The organism is Luteibacter sp. SVR4-7G, assembly GCF_056755555.1.
Window position 1 is genome coordinate 15,150 of sequence record NZ_JBPGXO010000048.1, and the last position, 14,328, is coordinate 29,477.

General features: G+C 67.7%; 12 protein-coding genes. 2 read left to right on the forward strand and 10 right to left on the reverse strand.

What is annotated here, in order from left to right:
- Positions 1-39: 39 nt before the first annotated feature.
- The 10 genes from ACR9ZH_RS15885 to ACR9ZH_RS15930 form a co-directional block, all read right to left on the reverse strand.
- Positions 40-1,212 carry an efflux RND transporter periplasmic adaptor subunit gene (locus tag ACR9ZH_RS15885; protein ID WP_481291728.1) on the reverse strand — a complete coding sequence of 391 codons (1,173 nt, stop codon included), beginning with the start codon at positions 1,210-1,212 and terminating at the stop codon, positions 40-42.
- Complete coding sequence (locus ACR9ZH_RS15890) at positions 1,202-4,405, reverse strand: efflux RND transporter permease subunit (RefSeq protein ID WP_481291729.1); 3,204 nt, start codon at positions 4,403-4,405, stop codon at positions 1,202-1,204. Before ACR9ZH_RS15890 ends, ACR9ZH_RS15885 begins: the two co-directional genes overlap by 11 nt.
- An 80-nt stretch (positions 4,406-4,485) precedes the next feature.
- A complete protein-coding gene (locus ACR9ZH_RS15895; RefSeq protein ID WP_481291730.1) occupies positions 4,486-5,853 on the reverse strand; it encodes a sensor histidine kinase in 1,368 nt (455 codons plus the stop codon).
- The gene (locus ACR9ZH_RS15900) at positions 5,837-6,517 is read right to left on the reverse strand and encodes a response regulator transcription factor (RefSeq protein WP_481291731.1); all 681 of its coding nucleotides are present in this window, start codon (positions 6,515-6,517) and stop codon (positions 5,837-5,839) included. The genes ACR9ZH_RS15895 and ACR9ZH_RS15900 overlap by 17 nt, the downstream gene beginning before the upstream one ends.
- 81 nt (positions 6,518-6,598) lie before the next feature.
- Positions 6,599-7,459, reverse strand: a complete 861-nt coding sequence (rpoH, locus tag ACR9ZH_RS15905) for an RNA polymerase sigma factor RpoH (protein ID WP_481291732.1) — start codon at positions 7,457-7,459, stop codon at positions 6,599-6,601.
- A gap of 325 nt (positions 7,460-7,784) precedes the next feature.
- On the reverse strand, positions 7,785-8,495 hold the full coding sequence (gene ung / locus ACR9ZH_RS15910) for a uracil-DNA glycosylase (RefSeq protein ID WP_481291733.1): 711 nt from the start codon (positions 8,493-8,495) through the stop codon (positions 7,785-7,787).
- Positions 8,492-9,331 (reverse strand): response regulator, encoded by an 840-nt coding sequence (locus ACR9ZH_RS15915; protein WP_481291734.1) that lies wholly within the window; start codon positions 9,329-9,331, stop codon positions 8,492-8,494. Before ACR9ZH_RS15915 ends, ung begins: the two co-directional genes overlap by 4 nt.
- Positions 9,332-9,343: 12 nt before the next feature.
- Entirely contained in the window at positions 9,344-10,324 is a 981-nt protein-coding gene (gene ftsX, locus ACR9ZH_RS15920; protein ID WP_481291735.1) for a permease-like cell division protein FtsX, read from the reverse strand.
- Positions 10,321-10,998, reverse strand: coding sequence for a cell division ATP-binding protein FtsE (gene ftsE / locus ACR9ZH_RS15925; RefSeq protein ID WP_481291736.1), 678 nt, complete (start codon positions 10,996-10,998; stop codon positions 10,321-10,323). The genes ftsX and ftsE overlap by 4 nt, the downstream gene beginning before the upstream one ends.
- Before the next feature lie 186 nt (positions 10,999-11,184).
- Positions 11,185-12,939, reverse strand: coding sequence for a DEAD/DEAH box helicase (locus ACR9ZH_RS15930; RefSeq protein WP_481291737.1), 1,755 nt, complete (start codon positions 12,937-12,939; stop codon positions 11,185-11,187).
- A gap of 426 nt (positions 12,940-13,365) precedes the next feature.
- Between ACR9ZH_RS15930 and trxA the strand changes: the two genes are divergently transcribed.
- Entirely contained in the window at positions 13,366-13,692 is a 327-nt protein-coding gene (trxA, locus tag ACR9ZH_RS15935; RefSeq protein WP_481291738.1) for a thioredoxin TrxA, read from the forward strand.
- Positions 13,693-13,842: 150 nt separating this feature from the next.
- Positions 13,843-14,280, forward strand: coding sequence for a hypothetical protein (locus ACR9ZH_RS15940; RefSeq protein WP_481291739.1), 438 nt, complete (start codon positions 13,843-13,845; stop codon positions 14,278-14,280).
- Positions 14,281-14,328 lie beyond the last annotated feature (48 nt).

The window sequence follows — 14,328 nt, forward strand, 5'->3', positions numbered from 1 at the left end:
GAAGCGGCTCCCACCGTGGGTCGCACTGGGCCGGATACGTCACGCCTTGGCATGGTCGCCGTCCGTCTTCGGTGCGCTGACGCGCACGGTGTCGCCGTCGGCAAGGCCGTCCGGCGGGCTCTCGATGAGCCGGTCGCCGGGCGCGACGCCGGAGGCCAGTTGCACCGTCTTGCCGTAGTCGCGCGCGATGGTGACGGTCTTGAAGCTCACCTTGTTCTGCGCATCCACGGTGGCGATACGCAGGCCCTTGTCGTCGAACACCAGGGCACTCGCCGGAACGCGCAGCAAGGCCGCATTCGCGGGAAGATCGAAGGTGACGCTGGCATAGCCGCCGGGCAGCAGCTTGCCCTCGGCGTTATCCACCGAGACCTGCACGAGCGTGGTGCCGGAAGCGGCATTGATCGCCGCGGAAGTCGATTCGACGGTGCCGGTGAAGGACTGGCCCGGATACTCGGGTACGGTGAGCTTCACCGTCGTACCCTGGCGGATCGACGGCGCGTAGTTCTGCGGGACGTTCACGTACATGCGCAGCTTGCGCACGTCGGACACCACGAACAGTTCCTGCCCGCCGCCACCGGCGTTGATGAGCGCGCCGACGTCGGTCTCGCGCGCCGTGACCACGCCGTCGAACGGGGCGACCAGCTTCGCGAAGCCCTTCAGGGCCTGGATACGCTCGAGGTTGGCCTGCGCCGCCTGGGCCAGGGCATGCTTCGCGTCGTAGTCGCCGGTCTTCTCGTCGACTTCCTGCTTGGAGACGGAGTCCGAATCGCGCATCGCCTGCCAGCGCTTCGCGGTGGTGAGCGCGAGCGCCTCGTTGGCGCGTGCGCTGGCGAGATCGGCCTTCGCCTGGAGCAACTGCTGGTCGAGGTCGGGCGTCTCGATTTCCGCGAGCAGCTCGCCGGCCTTCACCTTCTGGCCGATGTCCGCCTTCCAGTATTTCAGGTACCCGCTGGTGCGCGCGAAGATCGGCGCCCGCGCATAGGCCTGGAGACGGCCGGGAAGATCGAGCTCGCCGCCGCCCTGCCCGCCTTCCGGCGATACGACGTTCACGGTGGGCACGGCTTGCGCGTCGGTCCAGTCGCGCAGCTTGCGCGATTCGTTGGCGCGCGTCGCCACGCCGGCCACGACGATGGCGATGACGACGATGGCGGCGATGACGCCGGCCAGGCGGAGCCGGCGCGGCGGGGGCTGGTGCAAGGTATCAGGCGACATGGACTGGCTCTCCGGAAACGTTCGCCGGTGTGGAAAACGGATGGCCGCGACGGCCATGGATGATGCTGAAGACGATGGGCACGAAGAACAGCGTGGCGGTGGTGGCGAACACCAGGCCGCCGATCACGGCACGGCCCAGCGGCGCGTTCTGCTCGCCGCCTTCGCCCAGACCGAGGGCCATCGGCGCCATGCCGATGATCATCGCCAGCGCGGTCATGAGCACCGGACGGAAGCGGACGAAACCGCCCTCCAGCGCAGCCTTCGCCGCGTCGCCGTGCTCGGCCAGGCGCTCGCGGCAGAAGCTCACCACGAGGATCGAGTTCGCCGTTGCCACGCCCATGCACATGATCGCGCCGGTGAGCGCCGGCACCGACAAGGTGGTATGCGTGGCGAACAGCATCCACACGATGCCCGCGATGGCCGCCGGCAGCGCGGTGACGATCACGAACGGATCGCTCCACGACTGGAAGTTCACCACGATCAGCAGGTAGATCAGCACGATCGCGCCCAGCAGGCCGAAGATCAGGCCGGAGAAGGCGCTGTTCATCGTCTGCACTTGGCCGAGCAGCGCGGTGCTGGACGCCTTCGGCAGGAATTTCCTGTTCGCGTCGACGATCTTCTGGATGTCGGCCGCCACCGCACCGAGGTCGCGGTCCTGCGTGGTGGCGAAGATCTGGACCATGGAGTTGATGTTGTACTGGCTCACCACCGAACTCATGGCCGTGCGCGATACCGATGCGAAGCCGCCCAGGATCTGCGCGCCCGAGCCGCCCGTGCTCGGGCTGATCGGCACGTTCTCGAGGTCGGGAAGGCTGTCGATGCTGTATTGCGGCGTCTGCATCACGATGGGATACGACACGCCGTTCTTCGGGTTGAGCCAGAACGTCGGCGCGACCTGGCTCGAGCCGGCGAGGTTCACGCCCAGGCTGGCCGTGACGTCGCGCTCGGTGATGCCCACCTGTTGCGCACGGCTCCGGTCCACGTCCACGTTGAAGCCCGGGGCGGCCTGGGATTGCTGGATGCGCGCGTCCACCACGCCCGGCACGCGGCGGATCTCGCGCAGCAGGCGGTCGGCGTAGCCAAAGTTCGCCGCGACGTTCGGGCCGCGGATCTGGAGGTCGATCGGCGCGGGCGAGCCGAAGTTGAGGATCTGGCTGATGATGTCCGCCGGCGGGAACGAGAAGGTGGCGCCCGGGAACTGGCGCGGCAGTGTCTCGCGCAGCCTGCGCACATAGTCGGCCGTCGGCGCGTGGCCTTCGTTCAGCGCGATCTGGATGTCGCCGTCCTGCGAGCCGATGGTGCCGGTGTTGTTGTACGTGGTGTTGATGCCCGAAACGGGCTGGCCCATGTTGTCCACGACCGTGCCCAGGTCTTCTTTCGGAATGACCTGTCGCACCGCCTCGTTCACCTTGGCGAAGAGGCGTGCCGTCTCTTCCACGCGCGTACCGATGGGCGCGCGCACGTGCATCAGGATCTGGCCGCCGTCAACGGAAGGAAAGAAGTTGCGGCCCAGCATCGGCACCAGGAGGAACGAAAGCACCACGAAGCCCATGAAGCCGATGGTGAACACCTTGCGGTGGAGCAGCGCCATCTCCAGCAGCACGTGGTAGCTCGCGCGCACGCTTTCGAAGCGCTTCTCGAAGGCGCGCTGGAAGCGCACCAGCGGATTGCGCGAGGCCTTGCCATGCTCCCCGTGCGGGTCGTCGTGGCTGTGCGGATGCAGGAGGTACTTGGCCATCGTCGGCACCAGCGTGCGCGAGAGGATGAAGGACGCGATCATCGCGAACATCACCGCCTCGGCCATCGGCACGAACAGGAAGCGTGCCACGCCCTCCAGGAAGAACATCGGCACGAAGACGATGCAGATGCACAGCAGCGAGACGAAGGCAGGCGTCACGATCTGCGCCGCGCCATCGAGGATCGCCGTTTCCACGTCCTTGCCCTGCTCCAGGTGCCAGTTGATGTTCTCGATGGTCACCGTGGCGTCGTCCACGAGGATGCCCACCGCCAGCGCGAGGCCGCCGAGGGTCATGATGTTCATCGTCTCGCCGATGGCCGACAACGCGGCGATCGAGCCGAGGATGGCGAGCGGAATCGACGTGGCGATGATGACGGTGGAGCGCCAGCTGCCGAGGAAGAGCAGGATCATGAGGCTGGTCAGCGCCGCCGCGATGACGCCTTCGCGGGCCACGCCCTCGATGGCGGCGCTGACGAACAGCGACTGGTCGCCGATGGGCGAGATCTTCAGGCCGTCGGGCAATGCGTCCTTCATTTCCGCGACGCGCTGCTTGATGCCGGCGATGATGGCCAGCGTCGAGGCCGAACCGTTCTTCATCACCGTCATCAGCACCGAGCGGTCGCCGTCGACGTGCACGATGTTGGTCTGCGGAGGCGAGCCGTCGCGCACGTGGGCCACGTCGCGGATGTAGACCGTGGCCCCGTTCACGACCTTCACCGGCAGGTTGCCGAGGTCGTCGATGTCGTCCGGCGAGTTGTTAAGCTGGAGCGTGTATTCGAAGCGGCCGATCTTCTGCGTGCCGACGGGCGTGATGAGGTTCTGTGCAGCGAGGGCGTTGGCCACGTCCTGGGCGGACAGGCCCCGGGCCTGCAAGGCCTGCGGATCGATGTCGATCTGCACCTGGCGGGTCTTGCCGCCGTACGGGTACGGGATGGACGCGCCGGGCACGGAGACCAGCTGCGGGCGGATGATGTTCTGGCCGAGGTCGGCGAGGTTCTGCTCGGTGAGGCCCTTGCCGGACAGTGCCAGCTGGATGATCGGCACCGTCGACGCGCTGTAATTGAGGATCAGCGGCGGCGTGGTGCCTGCCGGCAGCTGCTTCAGCAACGTCTGCGCCACCGCCGTCACCTGCGCGTTCGCGGTGCGGATGTCCGCCGTGGGCTGGAAGAAGATCTTGACGATGCCGAAGCCCTGGATCGAGTTCGCCTCGATGTGCTCGATGTCGTTCACCGTGGTGGTGAGCACGCGCTCGAACGGCGACGACACGCGCCCGGCCATCTGGTCCGGAGGCAGGCCCGTGTACTGCCAGACCACCGCGATCACGGGAATCTTGATGTCGGGAAAGATGTCCGTCGGCGTGCGCAGGGCGGAGAGCGGTCCCACGATGAGAATCAGCAAAGCGAGGACGACGAAGGTATACGGCCGCGTGAGCGCGATCCGGACGATGCCAATCATGGGGGACGGATTCCGAGGCTTGTGTTGCGTCGGCGCGGATTTTGCTCCCGCCGCCGCCCCCCGGCGTAGTTAATAATTATTTAGGCGGTCGCAGGACAGGTCACGGAAAACACTGCGCCCTTCTCATCGCCACCGACGGACAGCGAATATCCGTGCAGGCGAACGATCGCGCTGACGATCGCCAGCCCCAGCCCGCAGCCCGGCTTCGCTCGGGTCTCGTCGCTGCGATAGAAACGGCGGAACACCGCCTCGCGTTCGTCCGGCGGAATGCCGGGGCCCGTATCCGCGATGTCCACGCGCGCGTCGCCGCCCGCATCGGTCGATGCGACGAGGCGCACGGCGCCGCCGTCCGGGGTGAACTTGATGGCGTTGCCGACGAGATTGGCGAACGCCTCGAACATCAGCTGCGGATCGCCGCGCAGCGCGGGCAGCCGGCCCAGCTCGAGTTCGAAACGCTGCCCGCGGTCCTCCGCCAGCGGGGCGTAGAAATCGTGCACGTTGCGCAGCACGGTACCCAGGTCCATCTGCTCGAAGCACGCGCTGCGCTGGCGGTCTTCCAGTTCGGAGACGCGCAGCAGCGCGCGGAAGCGCGCCAGCACCGTGTCGATCTCGCTGACGCAGGCATCGAGCTGGTCGCCTTCCGGCCGGTTTTCGAATTGTTGCTGCAGCCGGTAGAGGCGCGTGCGCATGCGCGTGAGCGGCGTGCGCAGGTCGTGGGCGATGTTGTCGGTCACGCCCTTCACTTCGCCCAGCAGGCGTTCGATCTCCGCGAGCGTGGTGTTAACGGTGCCCGCGAGGAGGTCCACCTCGTCGCCGAAGCCGCTCACCGGAAGGCGCACGCTCAGGTCGCCGTCGCGGATGGGCTCCATGGCCCGCTGGATCGCGCGGATGCGCCGTGCGGGCCCGCGCGCGAGGAGCACGCCGCCCAGCAGGCCGGGAATGACGGTGAGGGAGAGGCCCCAGAGCACGCCGCGCCGGATGATCGTGCCGATGCCGTCGATCGTGGAGCTTTCCTTGGCCACCACGAGGCGCGTGCCGTCCGGTAGCTCGTGGGCAAGGCCACGGACGCGGGCAACGCCTTTGCGCGTCGGGCTGACCAGGTTCGCACTGAGCGAACTGGCGACGTCGTTTTCGTTCAACTCTGCCGGCATCGTGGCGATATTGCCGGCAAGATGTCTTCCCTCGGCGTCGAACAGGCCCATCCACATCGCACCCTGCACGTCGATCTGACTGGCGGCGTCCACCGTCGCGCGCATGTTCCGCGGGGCCGTGCCCTCCAGGTAATGCACGCGCGAAGCGAGCATCTGGTCGATCACGCCGGACAGGTAGCGGGATGTCTCCCACTGCACGATACCGAGCAGGACCACGCACCAGATGGCGAACAGCGCGCCGTAGATGAAGATCAGGCGCGAAGTGGCGGAGCGCCAGGCGTCAGTCAGCGGGCGCAAGGACGTAACCCGAACCGCGTACGGTGCGAATGAGCGGCGAGTGGCCGGCACCGTCGATCTTGCGGCGCAGCCTGCCGATATGGACGTCGATCACGTTGGTGCCCGGATCGAAATGGAAACCCCATACGTGCTCGAAGATCATCTGCCGCGTCACCACCTGGCCCGCGTTGCGCATGAGGAATTCGAGCAGGCGGAACTCGGTGGGCAGCAGGGTCAGTTCCTGGCCGTGGCGCTGGGCGTTATGGCGGACGAGATCGAGCTCCAGGTCGGCGACGCGCAGTCGGGTCTCGTTGGAACCACGGCGCCGCCGGCGCAGCAGCACCTCGGCACGCGCGGCCAGTTCGTCCGGCGCGAACGGCTTGGTGAGGTAGTCGTCGCCGCCTGCGCGCAGGCCGCGCACGCGCTCGTCCACGTCGGACAGCGCACTGATCATGAGCACCGGCGTGTCCACGTCGCGCTGGCGCAATGCGGAGACGACGTCGATGCCGTCCATCCCGGGCAGCATGCGATCGAGGGTGATGATGTCGTAGCCGTCGGCCAGCGCACGCGCCAGGCCTTCGCGGCCGTCGGCCACCCAATCGGCGGTGAGACCGTGCGCGCCCAGCTCCGCGACAATGTCGCGGGCGGTCACTTCATCGTCTTCGATGACCAGTGCCCTGGGCATCCTGGTTCTGCTCCTGCCGGTGGGACAACGGAAAACGGCCCCGCGAGGAGGCCGTTCCCGATCTTACGCCGAACCGCGGACTCAGGCCGCGATGGCGACGCGCATCTTCTTCATGGCGTTCGCCTCGATCTGGCGGATGCGCTCGGCAGATACGCCGTACTCGTCCGCAAGATCCTGCAGCGTGGCCTTGTTGTCCTCGGCCAGCCAGCGGCGCTGGATGATGTCGCGCGAGCGATCGTCCAGGTTGCCGAGCGCCATGGACAACGCGCCCATCTGGTTGTTGCTGGCATCTTCCTCGGCGAGGTTGTCGTACGGGTCGGCACCTTCGTCGACGAGGAACGCGGCCGGAGCCGGCTTGTCGTCGTCGTCCGCATCGGCCGGCGCCTCGAAGCCCACGTCGCGGCCCGAGAGGCGCGATTCCATCTCCCGCACGGTCGCTTCCGGCACGCCCAGGTCCTTCGCGACAACGCGCACTTCCTCGGCGTTCATCCAGCCCAGGCGCTTCTTGCTCTTGCGCAGGTTGAAGAACAGCTTGCGCTGCGCCTTGGTGGTGGCCACCTTGACGATGCGCCAGTTGCGCAGGATGAACTCGTGCATTTCGGCACGGATCCAGTGCACGGCGAAGCTGACCAGGCGAACGCCCTGGTCCGGGTCGAAGCGTTTCACGGCCTTCATCAGGCCGATGTTGCCTTCCTGGATGAGGTCCGAAAGCTGCAGGCCGTAGCCGTTGTAGCCGCGAGCCACGTGGACCACGAAACGGAGGTGGGACATCACGAGCTGCTTGGCGGCGTCGAGGTCGGCGTCGTCGTGGAAGCGGCGCGCCAGCGACTGCTCCTCGTCAAGGCTGAGCACCGGAATGCGGTGGACGGCCGAGATATAGGAATCCAGACTGCCGACGACGCTCGGTAGCCCGAAATTCCGGGTGGCGAGGGCTTGGGACATGTGTGGAACCTCCTGAAAGTCTGTTTGCAGATTAGCAGTCCCGAAGTGAGAGTGCTAAGCCAGCCCGAAGTTCATCGGTTAACTGTACGCAATGGTACAGAAATACCCCCGGCATGTCCATAGGGTGCCCGGCGCGGTTAAGGCGCGGTATGGGAGGCCGTGCCTGCCGGGGCGGTGGTGTGAGCTGTAAGTTATTGTTCGTTAACGATTAATTGCGGCGCTGTAGGAGCGCGCCACGCGCGCGACATCTTTTGAGGCCGTGACCTGGAGCTGGCGCGCCAGCTTGGGGGCAGGCGCGAAAAGATGTCGCGCGCAAGGCGCGCTCCTACACGGGTGAGGTCGCCAGGGCGGCCTTCGGGGGCAGCGACCAGTCGATGGGCGCTTCGCCGCGCGACTCGAGGTAGGCGTTTGCCTTGGCGAAGTGGCCGCAGCCCATGAAGCCGCGGTGGGCGGAGAGCGGCGAAGGATGCACGCTGCGCACCACGAGGTGGCGCTTGCCGTCGATCAGCTGGCCCTTGCGCTGGGCGTGGCTGCCCCAGAGCATGAAGACGAGGCCTTCGCGTTCGCGGTTGAGCGCATCGATGGCCGCGTCGGTGAATCCTTCCCAGCCCCTGCCCTGGTGCGAGCCGGCAAGGCCCGCTTCGACGGTCAGCACGGCGTTGAGGAGCAGCACGCCGCGATCGGCCCAGGGCGTGAGGCAACCGTGGTCCGGACGCGGGATGCCCAGGCAGTCCTCGATCTCCTTGAACATGTTCTGCAAGGACGGCGGCACGCGCACGCCAGGGCGAACGGAGAAACTGAGCCCGTGCGCCTGGCCGGGGCCGTGATACGGGTCCTGGCCGAGGATGACCACGCGCACCTTGTCGAACGGCGTGTGCGCGAACGCGTTGAAGATGTCGGGGCCCGGTGGATAGATGGTCTTCCCTTGCGCCTTCTCCTCGCGCAGGAATGCAGAGAGCGCGAGCATCTCCGGGCGATCCAGGTAGCCGCCGATCCGTGCCTTCCAGGACGGCTCCAGCTTCACCCGGTCGTTCAATGCGCCACCCTCGCGCGCAGGTGCAGGGCCACGCGCAACTGAAACAGCAGCTTGGTGATGAGCAGCTTTTCCTCCACGGGCTTCTCGACGAGGTCGTTCGCACCGGCGCGCAGCAGCGCGGCCTGGTTGGCCGGGTTCTCGTCGCCCGTCATCACCAGCGTGGGCAGCTGGCCCTTGCCGTAGCCGAATTCGTTGCGGATGCGCTCGACGAGGTCGCCGCCGGTTAGCTCGCCCTTCAGGCTCACATCGGTCAGCACGACGTCGGCACCGACTTCGCCCCGGCCGCGCGCGTCCCGCAGGTGCTGCAGCGCGTCCTCGGCACTGATGACGTGATGCACGGTGAGCCCGTACTTCTCCATCATCCGCCGCGTGGCGAGTGCGACCACGCGGCTGTCTTCCACGTAGAGCACCTCGCCCTCGGCCCCACCCTCGGGACGCACATAGCCGCGGATGAATTCCGCCAGCGCGCCGAAGCCCAGGGACTTGTCGAAATAATCGGTGACGAATTCGCCGAGTTCGCGGCGGTGCAGCCGCTCCTCCACGTCGCCGGAAACGACGACGATCGGCATGTAGATCTGCGGCGCGGACTCGCGCACGAAGCGCGCGACGTCGAGGCCGTCCATGTCGGGCAGCCGCAGTGCCACGGTGACGAAGTCGAAGACGCCGCGCTGGAGCTCGGACTGTGCCTCCGCCCCCGTCGCGGCTTCCACGATTTCCACGCCGGGCACCTCGGCGGCGACGACGCGCGCGATCAACTGGCGCACGACCTTGGAGCCGTCCACGAGAAGTATGCGCGGCGTGGCGCCGGCAACACCCGAACCGATGTGATGTCCCACCCCTGTCCCCCTTCAGCCCGCCGCGGCGCGGCGGATCTGCCGCGCGCTCACGAGTCGCGCGCCGAGCCAACCCAGCACGGCCGAGGCGAAGGGTACCGAAAGCAGGAGCCACGCGGGGAGTCCGCCGAAGCTCACGCTGCCGTCGTAGGCCGCGGCGAGCCGCCCTACCGGTCCGGCCATCGCCAGCTCCAGCACCACGGCCAGGACCACGGCGAATACGCCGGCGAGGAAACCGAGCCAGATACCCGCATACAGGTAGGGGCGCCGGACGAACGGACGGCTGGCGCCGATGAGCAGGAGCACGCCGATCTCGGCGCTGCGGCTCTGGATGTCCACGCGGATCGTGTTTCCGACCACGAGCAGCGCGGCGATGCCCAGCAGCAGGGCAAGCAGCGCGACCGCGCGGCTGCCCACGCCCAACAGCGCATCGAGCCGCTGCCGCCACGCACCGCTGTCCTGGACCATGTCGACGCCCGGCGTGGCCTTCATCGATTCGACGAGCCGCCCGATCTCATCGGCCGAAAGGCCCTGCTTCGGCTGCACCGAGAGGACATAGGGCAGCGGATTGGCATCGAGCGATTGCAGCGCGCCGGAGAAACCCTGCACCTCGGCGAGTTCGTCGAGCCCGTCCTTCGGCGTGCGCACCACGATGTCCGCAACCTCAGGACGGCCGCGCAGCGCCGAGGCGGCGGTCTCCGCCATGGCGGCGTTCTGTCCCGGTTTCATGAAGGCGCTGATGGACTGGTTGCGGCCGAGCGCATCGCCCATGCGCTGCACGTTGCCGAGCAGCAGGTAGAACGTGAGCGGCAAGGCCAGGGCCACGCCCATCACCGCCACCGTGAGCAAAGTGCCGAGCGGCCGCGCGCCGAGCCGGCGCAGGCTGATCGACATGCTCCAGGCATGGTGTTCGCGCCACGCGCCGACCTTGCGCGGTCCGCTGCGGCGCGTCTTCTCCGGCTCCGCGGCGCGGCGGGGTTCGCGGACGGTGTTCATACCACCTCCGTGGCGGGGACATCGGCGACGAGCTTGCCGTGATCGAGCACCACCACGCGTTTCTTCATCCGCTTGATCAGCATGAGGTCATGGCTGGCGATGAGCACGGCGGTGCCCACCGCCTGGAATTCCGCGAACAGGGTCATGATCTCCATCGCCAGCTGCGGGTCGAGGTTGCCGGTGGGTTCGTCGGCGATGAGCACGGCGGGTTTCGCGACGATGGCGCGCGCGATGCCCACGCGCTGCTGCTCGCCGGTCGACAGCGCCTCGGGCAACTGCTTTTCGTAGCTGAGCAGGCCGACCTTCTCCAGCGCCGCACGCACCCGGCGGCCGCGATCGGCGGGGGCCACCCCGGCGATGATCAACGGCAGCTCCACGTTCGCGAAGACGCTGCGGTCGAGCAGCAGGCGATGGTCCTGGAAAACCATCCCGAGCTTGCGCCGCACCTTGGGAATGTCGCCGTGACGGACGGTATTGAGCTTCTGGCCGTCGAGGGTGACCACGCCGTTCGTGGGCCGCTCGATCATCGCCAGCAACTTCAGCAGCGTGCTCTTGCCGGCGCCGGAATGCCCGGTGACGAAGGCCATTTCGCCCGCGTCTACCTGGAAGGACACGTCGGTAAGGGCCTGGTGACCGCCCTCGTACCGTTTGCTCACCAGATCGAAACCGATCACCGCGTTACCCGTTGGCCCGTGAAGCCCCAGAGGATAAGGGATGTGCTGTCGGTTTTGCGGCCGGGCGGCCGAGGTGTTCATGTAGGAGCGCGCTCTGCGCGCGACAGCTTTTCGCGGAGAGCCACAGGTCCTGCTGCTCCTCGCGAAAAGCTGTCGCGCGCGGGGCGCGCTCCTACAAGGGCTCGGTCAGCGGCCGCCGAACAGGCGGCTGATGCGGCGCAGGAGGCCGACCTTTTCCTTGGCCGGGTGCGCAGCCGGCGCCGGGGTCGATGCCGGACGGCTGGCGGTGACCTGGCGCGACGGACGGCGGTTCGGGCCGGGCTGGCCGTCGGCGTGGCGCGGGGCGCCCTGCTTCGGGCTCTCGGCGCGTGCGGCGTTGCCGTTGGTCTGGCCGTTGTCGGCATTCTCGACACCTTCGCGGGCACCGCGGCCGCGGCCGCCGCGACGGCGGCGACGCTTCCCGGCCGCTCCGTCGGCGGCCATCGCTTCCGCGGCGGCAGGCAGTTCGGCGACGGTCTCGGCGACGACGACGGTCTTCATCGGCACTTCGGTCGACGGCGCGGCGCCGGCCGGACGATCGTCGCGCGGCGGGCGCGGCCGGCGCTCGCGGCTGCCGGCGCGATCGCCGGAACGCGGACCGCCGCGACCGTTACGGCTGCCGCGGGCACCCTTCTCCGGCGGCGCGCCGCGGGTGGGGATGTGACCGTCGTTGTCGTTCGGATCCTCGACCTCGTCCTGCACGCCGTCGGCGCGCGGGCGCGGTGCCGGCATCACCAGCATCTTGGCTTCGATCGAGGCGGTGGGAATCTTCTGGTTGATGTAGGCCTCGATGTCCGGCAGGCCCATCGCATAGAGGTCGCAGGCGAAGCTGATCGCGTCGCCCTCGGCACCCAGGCGCGCGGTACGGCCGATGCGGTGGACATAGTCCTCGGCGTCCTGCGGCAGGTCGTAGTTGAACACGTGGCTGACCGCAGGGATGTGCAGGCCGCGGGCGGCGACATCGGTGGCCACCAGCAGGTCGATCTGGCCTTCCTGGAAGCGCTGCAGCAGCTTCTGGCGCTTCACCTGCGGCACGTCGCCGGAGATGGCGCCGACGCGGAAATTGTGCCGCTTCAGGCGGTCGGTGATGCGCTCGGCGGCGGCCTTGGTGTTGACGAAGATGATGCTGCGCTCGGCCTTGCTCTCCTCGAGCAGGTTGAACAGCAGCGGCATCTTCTCTTCCTTCGAGGGGAAGTAGACCACCTGGCGGACGCGGTCGGCGGTGATGTTCTCCGTCTCCACCACCAGCTTCTCGGCCTCGTGCATGTGCTCGTAGGCCAGTTCCAGCACGCGGTGGCTCAGGGTGGCCGAGAACAGCAGGACCTGGCGCTTCTCGCGCGCAGGCAGGCGGCGGAAGATGAAGCGCACGTCCTTGATGAAGCCGAGGTCGAACATGCGGTCGGCTTCGTCGATGACCATGACCTCGACGCTGCCGAAACCGAACACGTCCTGCTTGTAGTAATCGAGCAGGCGGCCGGGCGTGGCGATGATGATGTCGCAGCCGTCGCGGAGTTGCTGGCGCTGCTTGTCGTAATCGACGCCGCCGTAGATCAGCGCGCTGCGCAGGCCGGTGGCCTTGCCGATGACCTGGAAGTCCTTCTCGATCTGGATGGCCAGTTCGCGGGTGGGCGCGATGACCAGGGCGCGCGGGTCGGAGTCCTTGCGATCCGGGTGGGCCGGATGCTTCAGCAGGCGGTCCATCAGCGCGACGAGGAAGGCGAAGGTCTTGCCGGTGCCGGTCTGGGCCTGGCCAGCCACGTCGCGTCCCGTGAGGGCGACGGGAAGCGTCAGCGCCTGGATGGGCGTGCAGCGGGTGATGCCGGCGGCGGCGAGACCTTGCTGGAGCAGCGGATGGAGGTCGAGGTTTTCGTAGAAGACGTCGGTGAGAACGGTTTGGGACATGTGGAATGAAGGGCCTGGAAACGCGCGCCGCGCTTGGCACGGCGCCGTCCCGGCGGCATGGGAGCCACGGGACAGGGAGGGTCCGGCCGGCGTCACGGGAGTGTCGGGAGCGGCCGGGTGCCATGCCGGCGGCCTGCGACGCGCCCGGCGCGCGATGGCCGGAGGCGATGGTGATCGCGCTCGAGGGTTCCCGCTGGCATAGGTGAACCGGCTCGAAAAACCGGTTCACCTATGTCAACGGAAACCACCCGCCGGCGACCTTGAATTGCTTGAATCGCGCCCCTAGTTGGGTTGGAATGAGGGCCGCCGGCTGCAATGGCCAAGACCTTCGGTTCCGGTTGGACCCGCGACATGGGGCTCCTTAGTGTAGCCGATGCTAGCGTCACGGTCGTCAACCCCCCTTTCACCCATTCCTTGGAGACCACGGTGAGCGACAAGATCACCCATACGAGCGACGCTGCGTTCCAGAAGGACGTCCTCGATTCCGACACGCCTGTCCTGCTCGACTTCTGGGCGGAGTGGTGCGGCCCCTGCAAGTCCATCGCTCCGGTGCTCGACCAGCTGGCCGACCAGTACGACGGCAAGCTCAAGGTCGTGAAGATCAACATCGACGAAAACCAGCAGACCCCGCGCAAGTTCGGCGTCCGCGGCATCCCGACCCTGATGGTGTTCAAGGGCGGCCAGGTCGAGGCCACGCAGATCGGCGCCGTCGGCAAGAGTCAGCTCGACCAGATGATCCAGAAGGCGATCTGATCGCCCTGCTCCACCCAGCCGCCGCGTGAGGCGCTTTACGCCGCGCCTCACGCGATGCTAGGCTCTAAGGTGTTCGCCGGGACCCTGCTTGTCCCCCTGCCGCGAACCCTCTCCCCTTCTTCTTCCAACGGCGCCCCGTGAGGTTTGCCCGTGTCCGATATCGAAACCAAAGATTCCATCGACGCCAAGGGCGCCGGCGACCAGCCTGCGACCGAACCGCGTCCGCGTACGCGCCGCAAGGCGCCGGCGGCCGAGGCCCCCGCGGTTGAGACGAGCGCTCCGCCGGCTCCCGCGAAAGCGGCGCCGGCTCCCGCTCCCTCCCCGGCCCCTCAGGCCGAACTGCAGCTCGGCAACCACCCACCCGCCCTTCCACCTCTGCCGCAGGCACAGCCGCAGCAGCAGTCCGAAGGACGCGAAGGCGGTCAGCCGCAGGGCCAGGGCCAGCAACCGGGTGGCGGCCAGCCGCCTCACCAGCAGAACCGCAATGACCGCAACGAGCGCGAAGGCCGTGGCCGCCGTCGTCGCAACGAGCGCAACCAGCAGCGCCAGGGTGGCGGTGGTGGTGGTCTGTCTCTTATACACATCTAAAAAAAAAAGGGGGGGGGGGGGGGGGGGGGGGGGGGGGGGGGGGGGGGG

Excerpts from the sequence above, each read along its gene's own strand:
- ACR9ZH_RS15900 (WP_481291731.1), bottom strand. The coding sequence starts at position 6,517 with ATGCCCAGGGCACTGGTCATCGAAGACGATGAAGTGACCGCCCGCGAC.
- ACR9ZH_RS15890 (WP_481291729.1), bottom strand. The coding sequence starts at position 4,405 with ATGATTGGCATCGTCCGGATCGCGCTCACGCGGCCGTATACCTTCGTC.
- ACR9ZH_RS15930 (WP_481291737.1), bottom strand. The coding sequence starts at position 12,939 with ATGTCCCAAACCGTTCTCACCGACGTCTTCTACGAAAACCTCGACCTC.
- rpoH (WP_481291732.1), bottom strand. The coding sequence starts at position 7,459 with ATGTCCCAAGCCCTCGCCACCCGGAATTTCGGGCTACCGAGCGTCGTC.
- ACR9ZH_RS15885 (WP_481291728.1), bottom strand. The coding sequence starts at position 1,212 with ATGTCGCCTGATACCTTGCACCAGCCCCCGCCGCGCCGGCTCCGCCTG.
- ftsX (WP_481291735.1), bottom strand. The coding sequence starts at position 10,324 with ATGAACACCGTCCGCGAACCCCGCCGCGCCGCGGAGCCGGAGAAGACG.